Origin of the sequence: Dolichospermum circinale AWQC131C (assembly GCF_000426905.1) — a bacterium.
GTDB lineage: Bacteria > Cyanobacteriota > Cyanobacteriia > Cyanobacteriales > Nostocaceae > Dolichospermum > Dolichospermum circinale.
In genome coordinates this window covers 87351-103249 of record NZ_KE384623.1, presented here as the reverse complement: position 1 = coordinate 103249, position 15899 = coordinate 87351, and the positions used below count along the sequence as shown (strand labels likewise).

Below are 15899 nucleotides of genomic sequence, written 5' to 3'. Positions count from 1 at the left end.
AGCTGGGACTCCTGGGACTCCTGCATTGACAATCAATGTCACAGGTAGCAAAGAACTGAAAATTGCCTCCCCCGTCCTCCCAAGCAACGCAGTCCAAGGCGTTACTATTAATGCAGGCGCATTTACTGCAAAACTAGAGGCTACTGGTACTGATCAAGATGACATCTTCACAGGTGGTACTCTTGATAACGTCTTTGTAGGACGTAGTGGTACTAACATCTTCGAGGCTGGTGCCGGCAAGAATAACTTTACAGGTGGTAAGGATAAGGACACCTTTATCTTTGATTTTGCCAATTTTAACACTAGTGCTACTGACATTGATAAGGTTGATGGTGGTGAGGGCATAGATACATTGCAGTTCAATGATGCTGTAAACGTAACTAATGATGCTGAAGCTAAAACTATCAACGATAATGCCAAACTTATTGAAGTGTTACGCTTGAATGATGGTACAGTAGATGTTGCGAAGATTACTGCTGTTAAAGATTATGAAATTAGTGGTAACGTCACTGTTATCGGTGCAACGGAAAGTAACAAGTTCACTGTATTGAACAACGGTAGCACTGTGAATATTAGCGGGGCGGGACAGAAAGTTGATTTGACATTAAAGGGTGCAGCAGTTACAAACCTATCTTTACAATCCAGCAAAGGAAATGCTGATCCTGTTCAAACCAATACAGTAACTCAACTTAAAGCTGATGGTAGTCTGACTTTAACAATTAATGGTGCTGGTGGTAATGATAGAGATCTCGTACTGGCTGCCCCAACCCTCACGGACGGTTCAGTCTTTACTCTGGATGCAAGTACCTTTAGTGCGAAGTTAACTGCCACTGGTGGTGCTGGTAATGACATCTTAACAGGTGGTGCTGGTAGTAACACTTTAACAGGTGGCGCTGGTGATGACAGCTTAACAGGTGGTATTGTTAATGACAGCTTAACAGGTGGCGCTGGTAAGGACACCTTAACAGGTGGTGCTGATGCTGACAGCTTAACAGGTGGCACTGGTAATGACATCTTCGTCTATACCGCATTGACCGATTCTAATGCAGGTACTTTAACAGGTGCAAACTTAACCTTCGATACTATCACTGACTTCACCAAAGCACAGGATAAAATCAGCGTTGCTGGACTAGGATTTGCTAGTGTAGTTTCTGCACAAGCAGCAGTTAACGCAACAGGTATAACAGACATTAGCACAGTAGCAAACTTCACAACAGTTTTAGGTGCTGCTTCTACTGCAATTAATGTAGATGAATTAGGTTATTTTGTTCTAGGAGGTAACACATATATCCTTAGCGACCTTAATGGTGACGATGCTGCTACAGGTGATGACCTACTGATTAAACTTAGTGGCTTCAGTGCTGCCTTGGCTATTACAGACTTTACAGTCTAATTGCTAGGGAGTGGTTGTTAAATACAATCACTACCATCACGCACAGGATATCTTTTCCATAGTTTTCTGTAGGGGGCATAATACTTTTATGCCCTTTTTTGTTATTTAAACCTAATACTGAATTTTTTTGAATCTATTTTCAACTAAAATAGATTTGACTCCTAAATATTCTTGGGAAAATTTAGTGGGAATCATGGTAGATCATGATCTAAATGAATTAAGTAAAAATGATTGATAATTTGTTCAATGTTTAAAGTTGTTGTTGATGTTACTCCGATTGATTCTCAGCCCAGTGGTGTGGGTTTATATGTTTTTAATTTAGTAGAAGCTTTATCTAAATTAGAACATACAGAATCTTTTGACTCTTTTGAATTAGGATTAGCTTATCAACCTGGATTAAAAAATTGGTTGAAAGGAAAATTGGATTTCCCAGAAAATTTGCAGCATTATTCAAATCTTTATCAAATTCCCATACCCATTCGTCTTTCTAATCTTTTTTTAGATTATTTACCTCAAATTTTTCCTCATTATCTTCAACCAATTTTAGAAAAACCTAATATTTTTCATGGGACTAACTATACAGTTTATCCTTATCAAAATATTCAGAAAATTATGACTATTTATGATTTAAGTTTTATCCGATATCCAGAATATGTTAATTCTGTGGTGAAACAATATACAAAAAGAATCATTAAATGTCTTGAATGGACAGATTTAATTATTACTATTTCTGAAAGTTCTAAACAAGATATTATTAATTATTTAGAATTTCCCTCAGAGAAAATTTTTGTTACTCCTCTTGCTAGTAGGTATAATTCTAACTTTTTATCTACTTTAAACCTAGAAAAAGAAGTTCAAAATATAAATTATGATTTCTCTAAACCTTATCTTTTATTTGTTAGTACCATAGAACCCAGAAAAAATATTAATGCTATAATATCAGCATTTAATTTCTTAAAAAAGAGACATAAAATAGAACATCAATTAGTACTAGTTGGTAGAAAAGGATGGAATTATGAACCAATATTTACAGCTATTGAAAATTCTCCTTGGAAAAAGGAAATACATCATCTTGACTACTTATCTAATGAATTAGTAGCATTATTTTATTCAAAAGCGGAGGTGTTTCTGTATCCTTCTCATTATGAAGGATTTGGTTTACCAGTTTTAGAAGCAATGACTTTAGGTAGTCCTGTCATTACCTCTAATATTTCTTCAATTCCTGAAGTTACAGGAAATGCAGCTATATTAATTGATCCTAATGATTATATGCAATTAGCTGAAGCTATACTACAAGTAATTAGCGATTCTCAACTACGACAAAATCTGATTAATAAAGGAAAAATAAGAGCAGATTTATTTTCTTGGGAAAGAACAGCAGCAGAAACTTTAAAGGCTTATAAAAGTATTATTTAATCAACATGATAGATTCTCATCAATTAATCATCAATTTATCCATTATCTTCTCTCAACCAACGGGGATAAGCAACTATGCTAAAAATATTTTCCCCTACTTAACATCTCTCAATCCTACACTATTAACAGCAGAAAAATACCCTAATTATAACTGCTATTCAGTCCCCAATAATCTTACCCCTGCGGATGGTACAAAAGGACATTTAAACCGTTTAATTTGGACACAATTCCAACTACCAAAAATCTATCAAAAGCTGAAATCGCAACTTTTATTTTCTCCCCTCCCTGAAGCACCTTTATATACTAAATGTCGTTTTATTGTCATGTCCCACGACATGATCCCATTACGCTTTCCGAAACGGTTTTCACCGCTGACACCATATCATCTTTACTATGTTCCCCAAGTTCTTAACCAAGCACAACACATTATTTGTAATTCCCACGCAACAGCTAAAGATTTAGTTGATTTTTTCCATATTTCTAGTAATAAAATCACACCAATTCCCCTAGCTTATGATTCCTCACATTTCCAATTTCTTAATCTTCCTACCCGCAATTACTTCCTATATATCGGTCGTCAAGATCCTTACAAAAACCTGCAAAGATTAATTACCGCTTTTTCCGCATTACCTAATAGAAATGACTATGAACTATGGTTAGCAGGACCTGATGATCAACGTTATTCCCCATTGTTAGAAATCCAAACTCAAGAATTAGGAATAAATCATTTAGTAAAATTCCTCAACTATGTACCTTATGACGAATTACCAATAATAATTAATCAAGCAATTGCGCTAGTTTTCCCCACACTTTGGGAAGGTTTTGGTTTACCTGTTTTAGAAGCTATGGCTTGTGGTACTCCCGTTATTACCTCTAATATTTCCTCGCTTCCAGAAGTTGCGGGAGATGCTGCTATTTTAATTAATCCCTATCATATAGAAGAAATTACAGCCGCAATGAAAATGATCATTCATGATTCAGAAACTAGAAAACAACTTTCAAAACAAGGTTTAAAAAGAGTAAATCAATTTAGTTGGGAAAAAACGGGACTGGCCACAGTTGAGGTTTTGAAACAATATCTTTGAGTATATCTGAATATCTCAAAACATCTAATCCCTATAATTTGGAAATTCTCAAATTAATTTTTATGTATAAGTAATTATGTCTTTATTAATTAACATTTGGTTTTGATCAACAGCAAGAATACTAAAAATTCAATTTTCATAAAATGAATAATGAAAAATAACAAATTAAAAGTTATAATCTTGATAGAACTCATGAGAAAAATAGAGCAATGACAGAAAAAACTATCTCAGCAGACCTAGACTTAGAAACAGCAGAGCGAATTAGTGTATTATCAAAAATGGAAAATCGCTCAATATCCCAAATAGCCAGTGCTTCAATCAAGCTAGGAGCTATGTTACCTCATAATGCTTGGTCAGCACTCTTACAGTTAAATGGGGTTGCTTCTGAAGCACAGTGGCAAGAAATTAGTCAAGAAATTACAAGGGTTTTATTGCATCATCAATACAAACTCGCTCAACAAAGAATTGCCCAAAATATAGATAAAAATTGGTTAAATTCTTTAGAAACTGAAGATGATTTACTTTGTGCTTCAGTTGAGTTAACTCGTGATGTCTAATCCTTTACGCTTATGTCTTGATCTCAATATTTGGTGTGCAGCATTATTAGCTGATATCAAAGAAAATCAAAATATGGCTACACCATGCAAGCCATCAGCTTGTCAAAGTATAGTTGATACAGTTCGTTATGGTCGCTGTTATATGGGAACAGTAGAACTTGTGATTTCTTGGGGAATGTTAAATCGTTTAGAGCAAGTTTTATTAAGATTAACTCCTTTAGCTAAGGATGCGTCTTTTTATGTAGATGTTATCCGCAGTTATGCTCAAATTCAGCCTCAATTAACATTAGGAGGATCAGGTGTTATTCCTATTAGTGATATAGAAGATCAGCACGTTTTAGAAACAGCTTTAGCTGGTCGAGCTAATGTATTAGTGACAGCTAATTTTAAAGATTTTTTAAATAACGATATTGAACTTATCATTCCTGAAAGACATAGTATTTATCATTCTCCTATCCATGAAATTCACATCGTTCATCCTTATTTAATGATTAATTGGCTAAATCAAGGTAATTTTCCTAAAACTCTGTAATCTTGATCATAAGTTTCCATACAGCATTAGGTCAATATCTTAACTATAGCCAAGCACTTGAAGAACAAGAACCAAACCGAATTGTTTACTTAGCCATTCCTTTTGAGACTTATTACGACTTTTTTCAACTTCCATTTATTCAACGAATGCTACAGCGATATCAAGTCAAGCTGATAATTTATGATCCCAAACAGGAGGAAGTTCGACAATGGATAAAATAGAAAAGTATAGACAATTTATCACACAAATTTTAACGGAACACGCCCAGATTTGTACCACCTATGATACAGTCAAAGCACAACTAATATTTGATAGTCAACATGACCATTACCAACTCAATTATATCGGATGGCAAGGCGATAAACGAGTGTTTGGACCAGTGATGCACTTTGACATTGAAGACGGCAAAATTTGGATTCAGTACAACGGAACTGAAGAATCTATAGCTGAAAGATTAGTGCAAATGGGTGTACCAAATTCAGATATTGTCCTTGGTTTTCATTCTGCTTTTAAACGGCAATTTACACCTTATGCAGTGCAGTAAGAGAAGGTTTTGGTTTACCTGTTTTAGAAGCTGGGGAAACAAGAAAGTTCAGTTTCCTTCTCTGTATGGGAGAGAGGCTGTGAAATCCCCGTTTAAGTGAAGATGTTACGGTTTTTTCTGGCAGAAATAGCAAAACATAATTATATTAATTACAGTTCTCTTATTTAATGGACTGATTATGACCACATTAGCAGCAGCAAATCCCTATTTACAAGGGAATTTTGCACCCATAAACACGGAAATTACCACTGATACCTTAGAAGTAATTGGAGAATTACCCCCAGACTTATCAGGGATGTTTGTCCGTAATGGTCCCAACCCCCAACAAAATCCCATTGGTCAATATCACTGGTTTGATGGTGATGGAATGTTGCATGGTGTACAGCTTCATCATGGTAAAGCTACTTACAAAAATCGTTATGTGAGAACCAAGGGATGGAATATTGAACATGAAGCGGGTAAGGCTATATGGACTGGAATGTTAGAACCACCACAATTAGACAACCCCTATGGCATCAGTAAAAATACTGCTAATACAGCCCTTGTATGGCATAATAAACAACTTTTAGCATTATGGGAAGGAGGTGCGCCCCATCATATTAGTATTCCTGATTTAGAGACTATTGGAGAATACACTTATAATGATAAACTAGTTTCTGCTTTTACCGCCCATCCCAAGGTAGACCCAGTGACAGGGGAAATGATGTTTTTTGGTTACGGTTTTAGACCACCTTATCTACAATATGGCATAGTTTCGTCCCAAGGTGAGCTATTATCAACAGTACCGATAGAAATACCAATGGCTGTAATGATGCACGATTTCGCCATTACGGAAAATTATAGCATTTTCATGGATTTACCTCTCACATTTAGCATGGAACGAATGCAGCGGGGAGAACCAATGTTAATGTTTGAGAAACATCGCCCCAGTCGCTTTGGTATCATACCTCGTCATGGTGATAACAGCAATATTCGCTGGTTTGAATGTCCTTCTTGCTATGTCTTCCACACCCTCAACGCTTACGAAGTTGGAGACGAGGTGGTACTTATTGCTTGTCGCATGAATTCTACTAATGTCCTTATTTCTAATGATACATACAGTGATCCCTTAGAAGGTATTCCTTTTTTACACCGTTGGCGCTTTAACCTTTCCACGGGTACAGTCACAGAAGAACAATTAGATGATGTACCTGGAGAATTTCCCCGTGTTAATGAAAACCTGTTAGGGAGAAAAACTCAGTATGGCTACCTGGGAAAAATAGTATATTCTCAAAATCCTTTATTTGAGGGTGTGATTAAATACGACTTTGAAAAGGGTACATCCCAAACCCATGAATTTGGTAAAAATCGTCATGGTGGAGAATCAGTATTTGTACCATCTCCTAATGCTACTACTGAAGATGCAGGATGGTTGGTAACATTTGTTTATGATGAAAATTCCCAAAGGTCGGAACTTATAGTTATTAATGCTGAAGATATGACCAGCGAACCCATAGCGCGGGTAATTATTCCTCAGCGTGTACCCTATGGATTTCATGGTACATGGATTTCCTATTAGGAGGATAGCAACAGGAAGGTTTTTAACTAATTACTAAATATTCACTAAGGTAAGGGTACGTTTAAGTTAGTCTTACCTTTTTTTTTGAGATTGTAAAATTATCGGTTTGTGATCATTAGACGTATAACCAGGTAAAATTTCCACCCCAAGCTGGGTTAACCTCAATGTTAAAGAAAGCCGTAATTTACCGCTTTGATTACGGATAGAACGATGTATAAGGTTATCGGTAAATAACACAAATTCTCCAGGTTTTAGGACTACAGGAATAGCTTTTTTTTCAATTTCATGAGGGATATCAAAAAAGTGATTACCACTAAAAGGATCTGTTATTTTTATCTGACATTTTTGAGAATAACTATCAGGTATATATTCAAAACCATTATATTCATTAACTTCTGTCAAAGCTATATAAGCATGAATAGTTTTACCATTTCCTTTGAGTAATTTGGGATAAGAATCTTGGTGCCACAAAGGAATTAATTGTTGGGAAGGATAATTTACCCACAATTCTGAGCGCCATAATACCAAATTTTCTCCTAAATATTCAGTCAGCTTTTCTAATAAGCTTTCATTGTGACATAATTGCATGATTATGGGTGAATCTAAATGTCTTTCCATGTAGAAAGATTTTTTAAAACCTTGAAGTATGATCAGCAAAAAAGATCCAAAATTAAATTTGATTAATGATAATAATAGTTGAGTAAATAATATTTTCTTGGGAAATTTCGGCAAGACTTTATTTAAAATATGTTTTGTAATTTCCTCCAGTTCCCTGTTATCTAAATTTAGGGAAATAGGTCCCCAAATACCATCATTGCCATCATAATTAATTGTTTGTAAATTCTGCTGTTGATTGCAACCAGTCCATAATAAACTACGTTGCCATAATTGCTGTAATATTGCTTGATTTCGCGCTATTTTCGGTAATGAAATTTCTTGATTATGACGGTCTAAAAACTTGCCACTAATATCTTGATAATCTGGAGAAGTAGTACAAATCAGGGTACTATATGCTCCAGCTTCTGGGGAAATACCTAAACCTAAATATTTACTAAAATGATGCCAGATAGTAATATTTGATTGCACAAAACCTGGATGAATTGCGTTAACAGTAATTTGAGAATTATTTAATCTTTGAGAAAGTTCTTGGGTTAATAGCAATAAGCAGAGTTTAGAAATGGCATAGAGGTTGAGAAAATTTAAGGGTGTTTTTTTGACTAATAAATCCCAGTTAATACTACTTGGAGATAATGCTAAATCTGAAGAGATCATAATAATGCGACCTGGGGCAGATTTTTGCATTTTTTCTAATAATAAATAAGTCAGTAAGAAGTGACCTAAATAATTAGTTCCCCAAATAAGTTCAAACCCTTCTTTTGTTGTACCTCTGCGGTTAAATATCCCTGCATTATTGACCAAGATATGCAGGGGTAAATTTTTATTATTGAATATTGTAACACAGTTGCGAACTGAATCTAAGGAAGCTAGGTCAAGGGGTAAAAATTCCACATTTTTATTCCCCGTCTTTTGCTGAATGTATTGTATAGCTTTTGCTGCTTTAGTTGCACAACGACAAGCAATAAATACATGATTACCTAATTTGGCTAAACCTACAGCCGTCATTAAACCTACACCAGAATTACCACCTGTAACTAGACAAACTTGCATCATTAAACCTCTTTTACACCCTGATTTATTATCTACATTATATAACACAAATTGAAATTTTATCCAGCTTCTAATAGACAACCTGAAAAAGTTAAGTTATTAGCAAGGAACTAACTAAAGTTACAGTTTTTAAAGTTCCTTGCGATGATTATCTCACGGAAAACGCCTCGCTGAAACGTCGAGTAATAGGTTCAAGAATAAAGGTCAAAACCGATTTTTTCCGAGTGACAATTTCGGCGTTAGCAACCATTCCTGGATTAAATTCCACCTCTTTTCCGCGTACATTTAAAGAATGTTTACTTAACTTGATTCTTGTGGGAAAAACCAAACCTAACTCTTTATCAATCGTCGCATTAGGACTAATTTGTAATACTTGACCTTCAACTACACCAAATTCTTGAAAGGGAAAAGTAGCGATTTTAACTTTTGCTTTCATTCCCTGATTAATAAAGCCAATATCACGGTTAAGAACTTTTACCTCCAAGAGCATTTCTTCCCCTTCTGGTAAAATTGATAATAGTTCTTCTCCAGATTGTACTGGACCTTTAGTAGCTTTAATTTTGTAAATTGTACCAGCAACTGGGGCTTTAATAGTTTCTCCGTCTTTTTGTTTTCTAGCTTGTTCTAATTGACCTGCAACGGTGGTTAATTCTTCTTGACGTTTATTGATTTGGGTGAGAATTTCACTTTGACGTTCTGAGGTTAAACGAATACTTTGATTACGTGCTGTTTGATAAGCTTGTTCTGCTTGATTAATTTCTTGAATTTGAGCAGCAATGTCTTTTTCTAAAGATGTAATTTTATCCTTAGCTTCTGTGAGATTATTTTCAATTCTTGTGATTTCATCTGCATTTCTAATCATCTCTGTCTTAGCACGATTTAATCTTTCCTGAGCCTCTAAATAATCAACTCTGGGTAAAGCACCTGGTTGAAATAAAGTCCGCAGATTTTCTTCTCTTTGTTGAGCAATTTGTAAATTACTCTCTAACATAGAGCGCAGATTTTTTGTATTTTCTAGGTTTTTTTGAACATTGCTAAAAGTGATTTTAGCATTGGCCAAATTTTCCTGTAAACGACTTAATCTCACTTGGGCTTGATTCATAATTGATTGTTGTCGTTTGGCTTCTGCTACTGCTGCTGCTTGTTTGGCTTTATAGTCTAATAAACGGGAGTTTAAAAGTTCATCTTGGATGATTGTTCCCGCAGTTTTTCCCCCAGAACGTTCGGCTTGTAATCGTTGTAAATCATCTTCGATTAATTTACTAGATTTAGCTAAACGGTTAACATCTGTTTGTTGAAAATTGGGATCTCGTTGAATTAAAATTTGATCTTTAGTAACGCGATCGCCTTCTTTCACTTTTACTGCTAAAATAGAACCATTACCCAAAGCTGTCACCGGTCTAACTTGGGTAGAAGCAATTAATTCTCCTGTTGCTGTGGCTACTTCATCAATTTCTGAAAAATGCGCCCAGGAAATTGTTCCCAATACAATAAAACTAATTGTTCCCGCTAACAATCTTGTGTAAAGTGGTGGTAATTCCTGTACAGCTTTACCCAATTCATAAGACAATTTTTCTTCTGGTTTAGCAAATCGCTCTTTTGTCTGACGTGCTTGTACAGCATTTGCAGCTAGGGAAAATTTCATATTCATAATTACTGGGGTTTGTTAGTTGTTTTTTATTGAGTTATCCCAATTTTATCTCAGGCCTATAAAACTATAACGGTATGCACTTACATAAGAAAATATTTTCCTCCTTGCTGACGGGTTCTGATATCTGGAATTAACAAAAGAACCGCTATAAATTCTTAATGAGAAAACCCTTAACCTAATAATTTCTATGACCAATAAATAAAGACTAAATGACTAAATAACTAAATATTTAATAGTAATCTATACGAATATAAAATACTGTTATCTATGTCACCACTTTTATCATATTCAGATCCTCAACTTCTCCCACAAGTCAAGGATTTTAAAAACATGAGAGTTTTTAGAAAAATTATCTGTATTTCTTTCTACAGTTAGAAGCAATTTTCTCTACAATGTATTTTAATCAGCTAGTAGCTTACTAGCCAAGGAAATAACCAATTAACTATATGATTTACCACAGCGACGCGACTGCATCTCGCCAAGAAGGCAAATTTTCAGGTGTGGGTGGGCTTGACTTATATTACCAAAGCTGGCATCCTGGGGGGGAAGTCAGGGGAATATTGGCCATTGTACATGGGTTGGGAGGACACAGCGGACTTTACAAAACCATAGTTGAGTATTTGTTACCCAAAGAATATGCGGTTTATGCCTTAGATTTACGTGGTCATGGACGTTCATCCGGTCAAAGAGGTTACATTAATACTTGGACTGAATTTCGTGATGATTTGCAGGCTTTTCTCAACTTAATTCAACAGCAACAACCAGGATACCCGATTTTCCTGTTGGGACATAGCTTGGGGGGAGTAATTGCATTAGATTATACTCTCCATTATGTCAAAGATCAATCTACATTAGCCGGTGTGATTGGTTTTTCACCCAGTATTGGTCAAGTAGGAGTACCACTGAGTCGCGTAGTTTTAGGTAAGTTATTTTCCCGCGTCTGGCCGCGTTTTTCCTTGCATATTGGCTTAGATTTTAGCGCAGGTTCACGAAATCAGAAAATTTTAGATTCCTATACTCAAGATAAATTACGTCATACTCTCGCTACTGCTAGGTTATCTACAGAGTTTTTCGCTACAGTAGATTGGATTCATACCCACGCAGAAAAATGGCAAGTACCACTATTAATTTTACATGGTGGTGCTGATAGAATTGCTTTACCAGCAGGAAGTCAAATGTTTTATGAAAAGGTGAATTATCCAGATAAGTTAAGAATTGAATACCCTGGTGCTTATCATAATTTACATGATGATATTAATTATCTTGAGGTAATCACTGATTTATTTGATTGGATGAATAAACACTAAACTGTCACAAATCCTCAATAAATCTCAACAACAATATCCCGGACTTCTCTAAGAGACTTCCAATTAAAAAGATACCCAAAAATTTCTTGTGGTGCGGGCATCTTGCCCGCTAATAATGCAAGGACGGGCAGGATGCCCATCCCACAAGATTGGATAGTGAGGCGCTGCTGCAAGCAGTTCATCTTTTTTGTGGAGTTCTCTAAGAAGTCCGGGTTTGTGAAATCTCGATTTTCAAACTAACCATGAACACGAAATAGATAAAAACCAGCAAGTACCAAAATAAAAATCATAGTTGCTGAATAGACAATTACATCTTTCACCAGAAAAGAAATCCAATCTTTTCTCAATTCTTGTTTAAACTTGAGTTCTCGTAATTTCCGCTCCAGTTCTATATCTTCTTTCTCAGGTAATCTAATGTAAGGACTAATCTCTAAATCATCAATAATCTCCTCCGTCGGCTCTGGATTTTGCCAATTATCTAATGTAGAATTAGATCCAGTAACGATGATTGGCTGATGATCCTGATTTTGATTTTTTATCTCTTTTCTAATTACCTTTTTGACAATTTTTATAATTAGAGTTTCTAAGTTTTTATCCGCCATATTTGGTGAAATTAAATTTATTTATACCATTTTCTACTCCACCAAAGTACAGATTTATCTGCGTTTATCCGCGTTTATCTGCGGTGAACTTCCTCACCTCTCCCCTGGTCGGAGAAAGGTTGATAAAAACCTTATTCCCTAGCAGAGAATGAGGTTTAAATTATAGTTCACCGATAATTTCCGGCTGATTTAATTCATCAGACATTTCAATAATTGCTCTCAGTACGGGCTTCATTATTGAATCCTCGTTATTTTCAAAATCTTCATAACGTCGGCGTTTAGCACGGTTTGCAACTCGCACCGTAATGCGGTAGCGATTTGAGGCCGCACTAATCAGTTCTTCAGCACGGTGCATGATTTGAGACTGAGTTGTCTCGAATTTAGAACGCTTAAGCATAATTGACGACTCTGGAGATTCTATCCTAGTTTACTCGGATTTTTGAATTTAGGATGATTTTTATTTTTTAACCAATATCCTGTGGAAATTTGCCTAATTACAATGATTAGGCTGATAATTTGCTGTATTTGTTGGATTTGCTGTTGCAGTATCTGATTTTTGAGGTTGAGGTTCTGAATATCTTCTTCCACTAGATAAATATTATCTCTTGCTGTATGTAGTGCTGCATAACTAGCGCGTTCATATTGATTAAATAAATCTGCTATCAGTGTTAGAGCATCCTTTGCTTGCCATAATTTTTGAGCTAGACAAAGAAGCAGGAGGGAAATGATAATGTTAATCAGGACAACGATAGTTACCATTTTTTATGTTGTTTGCCACTGATTTACCATATTATATAGCCGTAACACACCCCACGCAATAATTTACTCTTAAAGATTAAATTGGATTACTGTAGAATTTTGTAGATATTACTTTTCCCGTCACTGCCATGACCGTAAACACAAAAACTATCGTTATATTTGATATAGATGGAGTTATCCGTGATGTTAGTGGGTCCTATCGTCGGGCGCTATCAGATACAGTAGAATATTTTACCGGACAAGCTTATCGTCCCACAGCAATGGATATTGACCACCTCAAATCAGAGGGAATCTGGAATAATGATTGGGAAGCCTCCCAGGAGTTAATTTACCGTCATTTTGTCAGTCAAGGACAGCAGCGGGAACAACTATCATTAGATTATGAAGAGATTGTTACTTATTTTCAAAGCCGTTATCGAGGTACAGATCCTGAAAATTGGAATGGTTATATTTGTCATGAGTCTTTATTAGTACAGCCTAGTTATTTTCAAGAATTAACGCAAACTGGTATTGCTTGGGGTTTTTTCAGTGGTGCGACTCGTTTGAGTGCTAAATATGTCTTAGAAAAACGGTTGGGTTTAAAAGCTCCTGTATTAATTGCAATGGAAGACGCACCCGGTAAACCAGATCCTACAGGGCTTTTTGCTAGTATTAACCTGTTAACAAATGGTAATGATCAAAAATCAACAGTTGTGTATGTAGGAGACACGGTAGCAGATATGTATACCGTGGTCAAAGCCAAAGCTATAGATAATTCACGGACTTGGTTGAGTGTGGGAGTGTTACCTCCTCACGTTCAGGAAACAGCAGCGGGACGTGAAAATTATGCACAAATGCTGATGAAATCTGGGGCAAATATCGTATTTAATAATGTACAAGAACTCACAATTAAGACAATTTCCAAATTAGAATCATAATTTTACATCATGTCCCAAAATGCTGTAATTAATGTTGTGTGGAAACCTCAAATTCAGTAAAAACTTTGGCTTTTTCTCAAACCAGTTCCATTGCTAGAGCTTCCATATCAGGAGGATAGCCATATTTATGCAGTATAATACTTTGCTTCATTTCTACTTGCGTCATCAGTCCACCTCAGTTTTCCGGTTCTTAATTTGGGAAATGCTCTTATTTTAATTTCAAAAATTTATCTAAGGCTAATACCATACTTGGCGGCCAACGGCGGATATTTGTCACCCAATTTATATCTTTATAACGAATATCTAATCCATAGGCTGCTACCCAATTACTTTCCGCTTCACCTCTATTTCCTGTCACCCAATAGGCTGCTGTTAATGCGGCTCGCATATCAGCAAACCGGGGATATTTACGGACTATATTTCGCATTTCCCGAATTGCTTTTTCTACTTGATTAGTTTCATATAAAGCTAGGGCGTAATTGGCTCTAGCAAAGGCAAAATTGGGGTTGATTTCTGTGGCTTTTTGGTAATCTAAAATGGCTGCTGGCCATTGTCCTAAACCTGCTTTAGCATTACCGCGATTATTATAGCCCATAGCATCTTGGGGATCTAATTCTAACACACGATTATAATCAGCGATCGCTTCTTCCCATCTCCCTAAACCTTCCAATGCTGTCCCCCGATTTAAATAAGGATCTGTCACATTGGGAGCAAGTTCTACGGCTTTATTATAATCAGCTAATGCTGCTGTTAATTTATTTTGACTAACACGAGAATTACCACGATTACTCCATGCTCCCGCATTGCTGGGAAATTTTTCAATGATTTGTGTCCAATAAGTTTCTGCTGTGACAAAATCACCTTTATTTGTGGCTATAAAGGCCTTAGTAGCTAATTCGTCTCCTATTTGTAACTCTTCTGCGGTTATAGTTTGAGTTTGTGCCATAACGGGTGTATTCCAACTAAAAACCATTAACAAACTCAGGAAAATACCAATTAATTTAATCATCTAAGTAAGTGATATGCAACAAAATTAATAATATAACAAATAGTGGCAAATGGCGATTTTTTTTTACAACCCACTCCAGACCCAGGGTACCCAGATGTAATTATAAACCAGATGTTATTATAAAAAAAATAAAAAAGGTGTTAATATCTCTTTTATAATTACTAAGAATTTACTCTAAAGGAAACAAAGCAATTGTTTTATCTCCACTCCCCGCAGCCAATACTTTACCATCTGGACTAAAAGCAATTGAGTTAATTACTGCTTTCCCAAGGGACTAAATGCGACAGCATACACCCTTTTTTCATGTCCGATAAATGTGTAAATTGCTAGTCCTAGATTTATGTCCCATAATTTAATTGTTTTGTCATCACTTCCACTGATCAAAAATTGACTATCTGGACTAAAAGCTATTGAATTAATCCCCTTAGACCAAGAATATTCTCCATGTCCTTCTAAAATAGAATGTTTCTTGGTTGCTAAATCCCACAATATAATGATTTTATCATCACTTCCACTTGCTAAAAGTTTACCATTTGGACTAAAGGCTACGGAGAGAACTTTATTTTTATGTGTTTTATGTGTTTTGAGATTATTAAAAAATACTAATTTTCCAGTTTTCTCATCTATTAGAGATTTGGGAGGAGTTAGTTCTAGTGTTTCTGCTGTTTCTTGATCATTATCTTTTGGTTGTAAATTCGATTTATTTTCTATCTGTAACGGTTGTACCAAAGATGTAAATAAATTATCTAATTCTGTTAACCCATCTAATTTTGTTAATTGTTGGGTAATCACATCAAGGATGTGATGATTTTGGGAAGTTTCACTTTCTTGCTTTTGTTTAATTTCATTTATTTCTTGGTTGTGTTCTGAAATTGTTTGATGTAATTTCTCTGTTGAGTTG

The 15899-nt window shown here is 35.5% G+C and carries 18 protein-coding genes; 10 read left to right on the top strand and 8 right to left on the bottom strand.

Annotated features, from left to right (window positions below; translation table 11 throughout):
• The 8 genes from ACIR131C_RS26110 to ACIR131C_RS0114740 all read left to right on the top strand — a co-directional run.
• Positions 1 to 1393 (top strand): calcium-binding protein (locus ACIR131C_RS26110; protein ID WP_196811773.1); only part of this gene is annotated, 1393 nt, incomplete at its 5' end.
• Positions 1394 to 1639: 246 nt separating this feature from the next.
• On the top strand, positions 1640 to 2809 hold the full coding sequence (locus tag ACIR131C_RS0114770; protein ID WP_028090828.1) for a glycosyltransferase family 4 protein: 1170 nt from the start codon (positions 1640 to 1642) through the stop codon (positions 2807 to 2809).
• Between the two features lie 5 nt (positions 2810 to 2814).
• On the top strand, positions 2815 to 3894 hold the full coding sequence (locus tag ACIR131C_RS0114765; RefSeq protein ID WP_035372155.1) for a glycosyltransferase family 4 protein: 1080 nt from the start codon (positions 2815 to 2817) through the stop codon (positions 3892 to 3894).
• 209 nt (positions 3895 to 4103) lie between these two features.
• Positions 4104 to 4451: a hypothetical protein gene (locus ACIR131C_RS0114760; RefSeq protein ID WP_028084011.1), complete on the top strand. Its 348-nt coding sequence runs from the start codon at positions 4104 to 4106 to the stop codon at positions 4449 to 4451.
• On the top strand, positions 4444 to 4983 hold the full coding sequence (locus tag ACIR131C_RS0114755) for a PIN domain-containing protein (protein WP_028084012.1): 540 nt from the start codon (positions 4444 to 4446) through the stop codon (positions 4981 to 4983). The genes ACIR131C_RS0114760 and ACIR131C_RS0114755 overlap by 8 nt, the downstream gene beginning before the upstream one ends.
• 2 nt (positions 4984 to 4985) lie before the next feature.
• Positions 4986 to 5204, top strand: a complete 219-nt coding sequence (locus ACIR131C_RS22840) for a XisH family protein (protein ID WP_231387509.1) — start codon at positions 4986 to 4988, stop codon at positions 5202 to 5204.
• The gene (locus ACIR131C_RS0114745; protein WP_028090826.1) at positions 5192 to 5527 is read left to right on the top strand and encodes a XisI protein; all 336 of its coding nucleotides are present in this window, start codon (positions 5192 to 5194) and stop codon (positions 5525 to 5527) included. The genes ACIR131C_RS22840 and ACIR131C_RS0114745 overlap by 13 nt, the downstream gene beginning before the upstream one ends.
• A gap of 178 nt (positions 5528 to 5705) precedes the next feature.
• Positions 5706 to 7085 carry a carotenoid oxygenase family protein gene (locus tag ACIR131C_RS0114740; RefSeq protein WP_196811772.1) on the top strand — a complete coding sequence of 460 codons (1380 nt, stop codon included), beginning with the start codon at positions 5706 to 5708 and terminating at the stop codon, positions 7083 to 7085.
• Between the two features lie 72 nt (positions 7086 to 7157).
• Here ACIR131C_RS0114740 and ACIR131C_RS0114735 read toward each other — a convergent pair whose 3' ends face one another.
• Both ACIR131C_RS0114735 and ACIR131C_RS0114730 read right to left on the bottom strand, forming a co-directional pair.
• Positions 7158 to 8756, bottom strand: coding sequence for an SDR family NAD(P)-dependent oxidoreductase (locus ACIR131C_RS0114735; protein ID WP_196811771.1), 1599 nt, complete (start codon positions 8754 to 8756; stop codon positions 7158 to 7160).
• Between the two features lie 145 nt (positions 8757 to 8901).
• Complete coding sequence (locus tag ACIR131C_RS0114730) at positions 8902 to 10398, bottom strand: beta-barrel domain-containing protein (protein WP_028090823.1); 1497 nt, start codon at positions 10396 to 10398, stop codon at positions 8902 to 8904.
• A gap of 452 nt (positions 10399 to 10850) precedes the next feature.
• Here ACIR131C_RS0114730 and ACIR131C_RS0114725 point away from each other — a divergent pair, with 452 nt between their 5' ends.
• Positions 10851 to 11711, top strand: a complete 861-nt coding sequence (locus ACIR131C_RS0114725) for an alpha/beta hydrolase (RefSeq protein WP_028090822.1) — start codon at positions 10851 to 10853, stop codon at positions 11709 to 11711.
• A gap of 236 nt (positions 11712 to 11947) precedes the next feature.
• Here the strand turns inward: ACIR131C_RS0114725 and ACIR131C_RS25625 are convergent, their stop codons facing one another.
• The 3 genes from ACIR131C_RS25625 to ACIR131C_RS0114710 all read right to left on the bottom strand — a co-directional run bounded on the left by ACIR131C_RS25625 (position 11948) and on the right by ACIR131C_RS0114710 (position 13072).
• Complete coding sequence (locus ACIR131C_RS25625) at positions 11948 to 12313, bottom strand: hypothetical protein (protein ID WP_028084018.1); 366 nt, start codon at positions 12311 to 12313, stop codon at positions 11948 to 11950.
• A 160-nt stretch (positions 12314 to 12473) separates the two neighbouring features.
• Positions 12474 to 12710 (bottom strand): DNA-directed RNA polymerase subunit omega, encoded by a 237-nt coding sequence (locus tag ACIR131C_RS0114715; RefSeq protein WP_028084019.1) that lies wholly within the window; start codon positions 12708 to 12710, stop codon positions 12474 to 12476.
• Positions 12711 to 12730: 20 nt separating this feature from the next.
• The gene (locus tag ACIR131C_RS0114710) at positions 12731 to 13072 is read right to left on the bottom strand and encodes a hypothetical protein (protein ID WP_028090821.1); all 342 of its coding nucleotides are present in this window, start codon (positions 13070 to 13072) and stop codon (positions 12731 to 12733) included.
• Between the two features lie 128 nt (positions 13073 to 13200).
• Here ACIR131C_RS0114710 and ACIR131C_RS0114705 point away from each other — a divergent pair, with 128 nt between their 5' ends.
• A complete protein-coding gene (locus tag ACIR131C_RS0114705; RefSeq protein ID WP_028090820.1) occupies positions 13201 to 13989 on the top strand; it encodes a TIGR01548 family HAD-type hydrolase in 789 nt (262 codons plus the stop codon).
• 208 nt (positions 13990 to 14197) lie between these two features.
• Here ACIR131C_RS0114705 and ACIR131C_RS0114695 read toward each other — a convergent pair whose 3' ends face one another.
• The 3 genes from ACIR131C_RS0114695 to ACIR131C_RS22830 all read right to left on the bottom strand — a co-directional run.
• Positions 14198 to 14998 (bottom strand): tetratricopeptide repeat protein, encoded by an 801-nt coding sequence (locus ACIR131C_RS0114695; RefSeq protein ID WP_028090819.1) that lies wholly within the window; start codon positions 14996 to 14998, stop codon positions 14198 to 14200.
• Between the two features lie 169 nt (positions 14999 to 15167).
• A complete protein-coding gene (locus tag ACIR131C_RS27235) occupies positions 15168 to 15245 on the bottom strand; it encodes a hypothetical protein (RefSeq protein ID WP_334310844.1) in 78 nt (25 codons plus the stop codon).
• Positions 15246 to 15253: 8 nt separating this feature from the next.
• Positions 15254 to 15899, bottom strand: a 646-nt coding sequence (locus tag ACIR131C_RS22830; protein WP_035372153.1) for a WD40 repeat domain-containing protein, incomplete at its 5' end; no start/stop codon positions are given.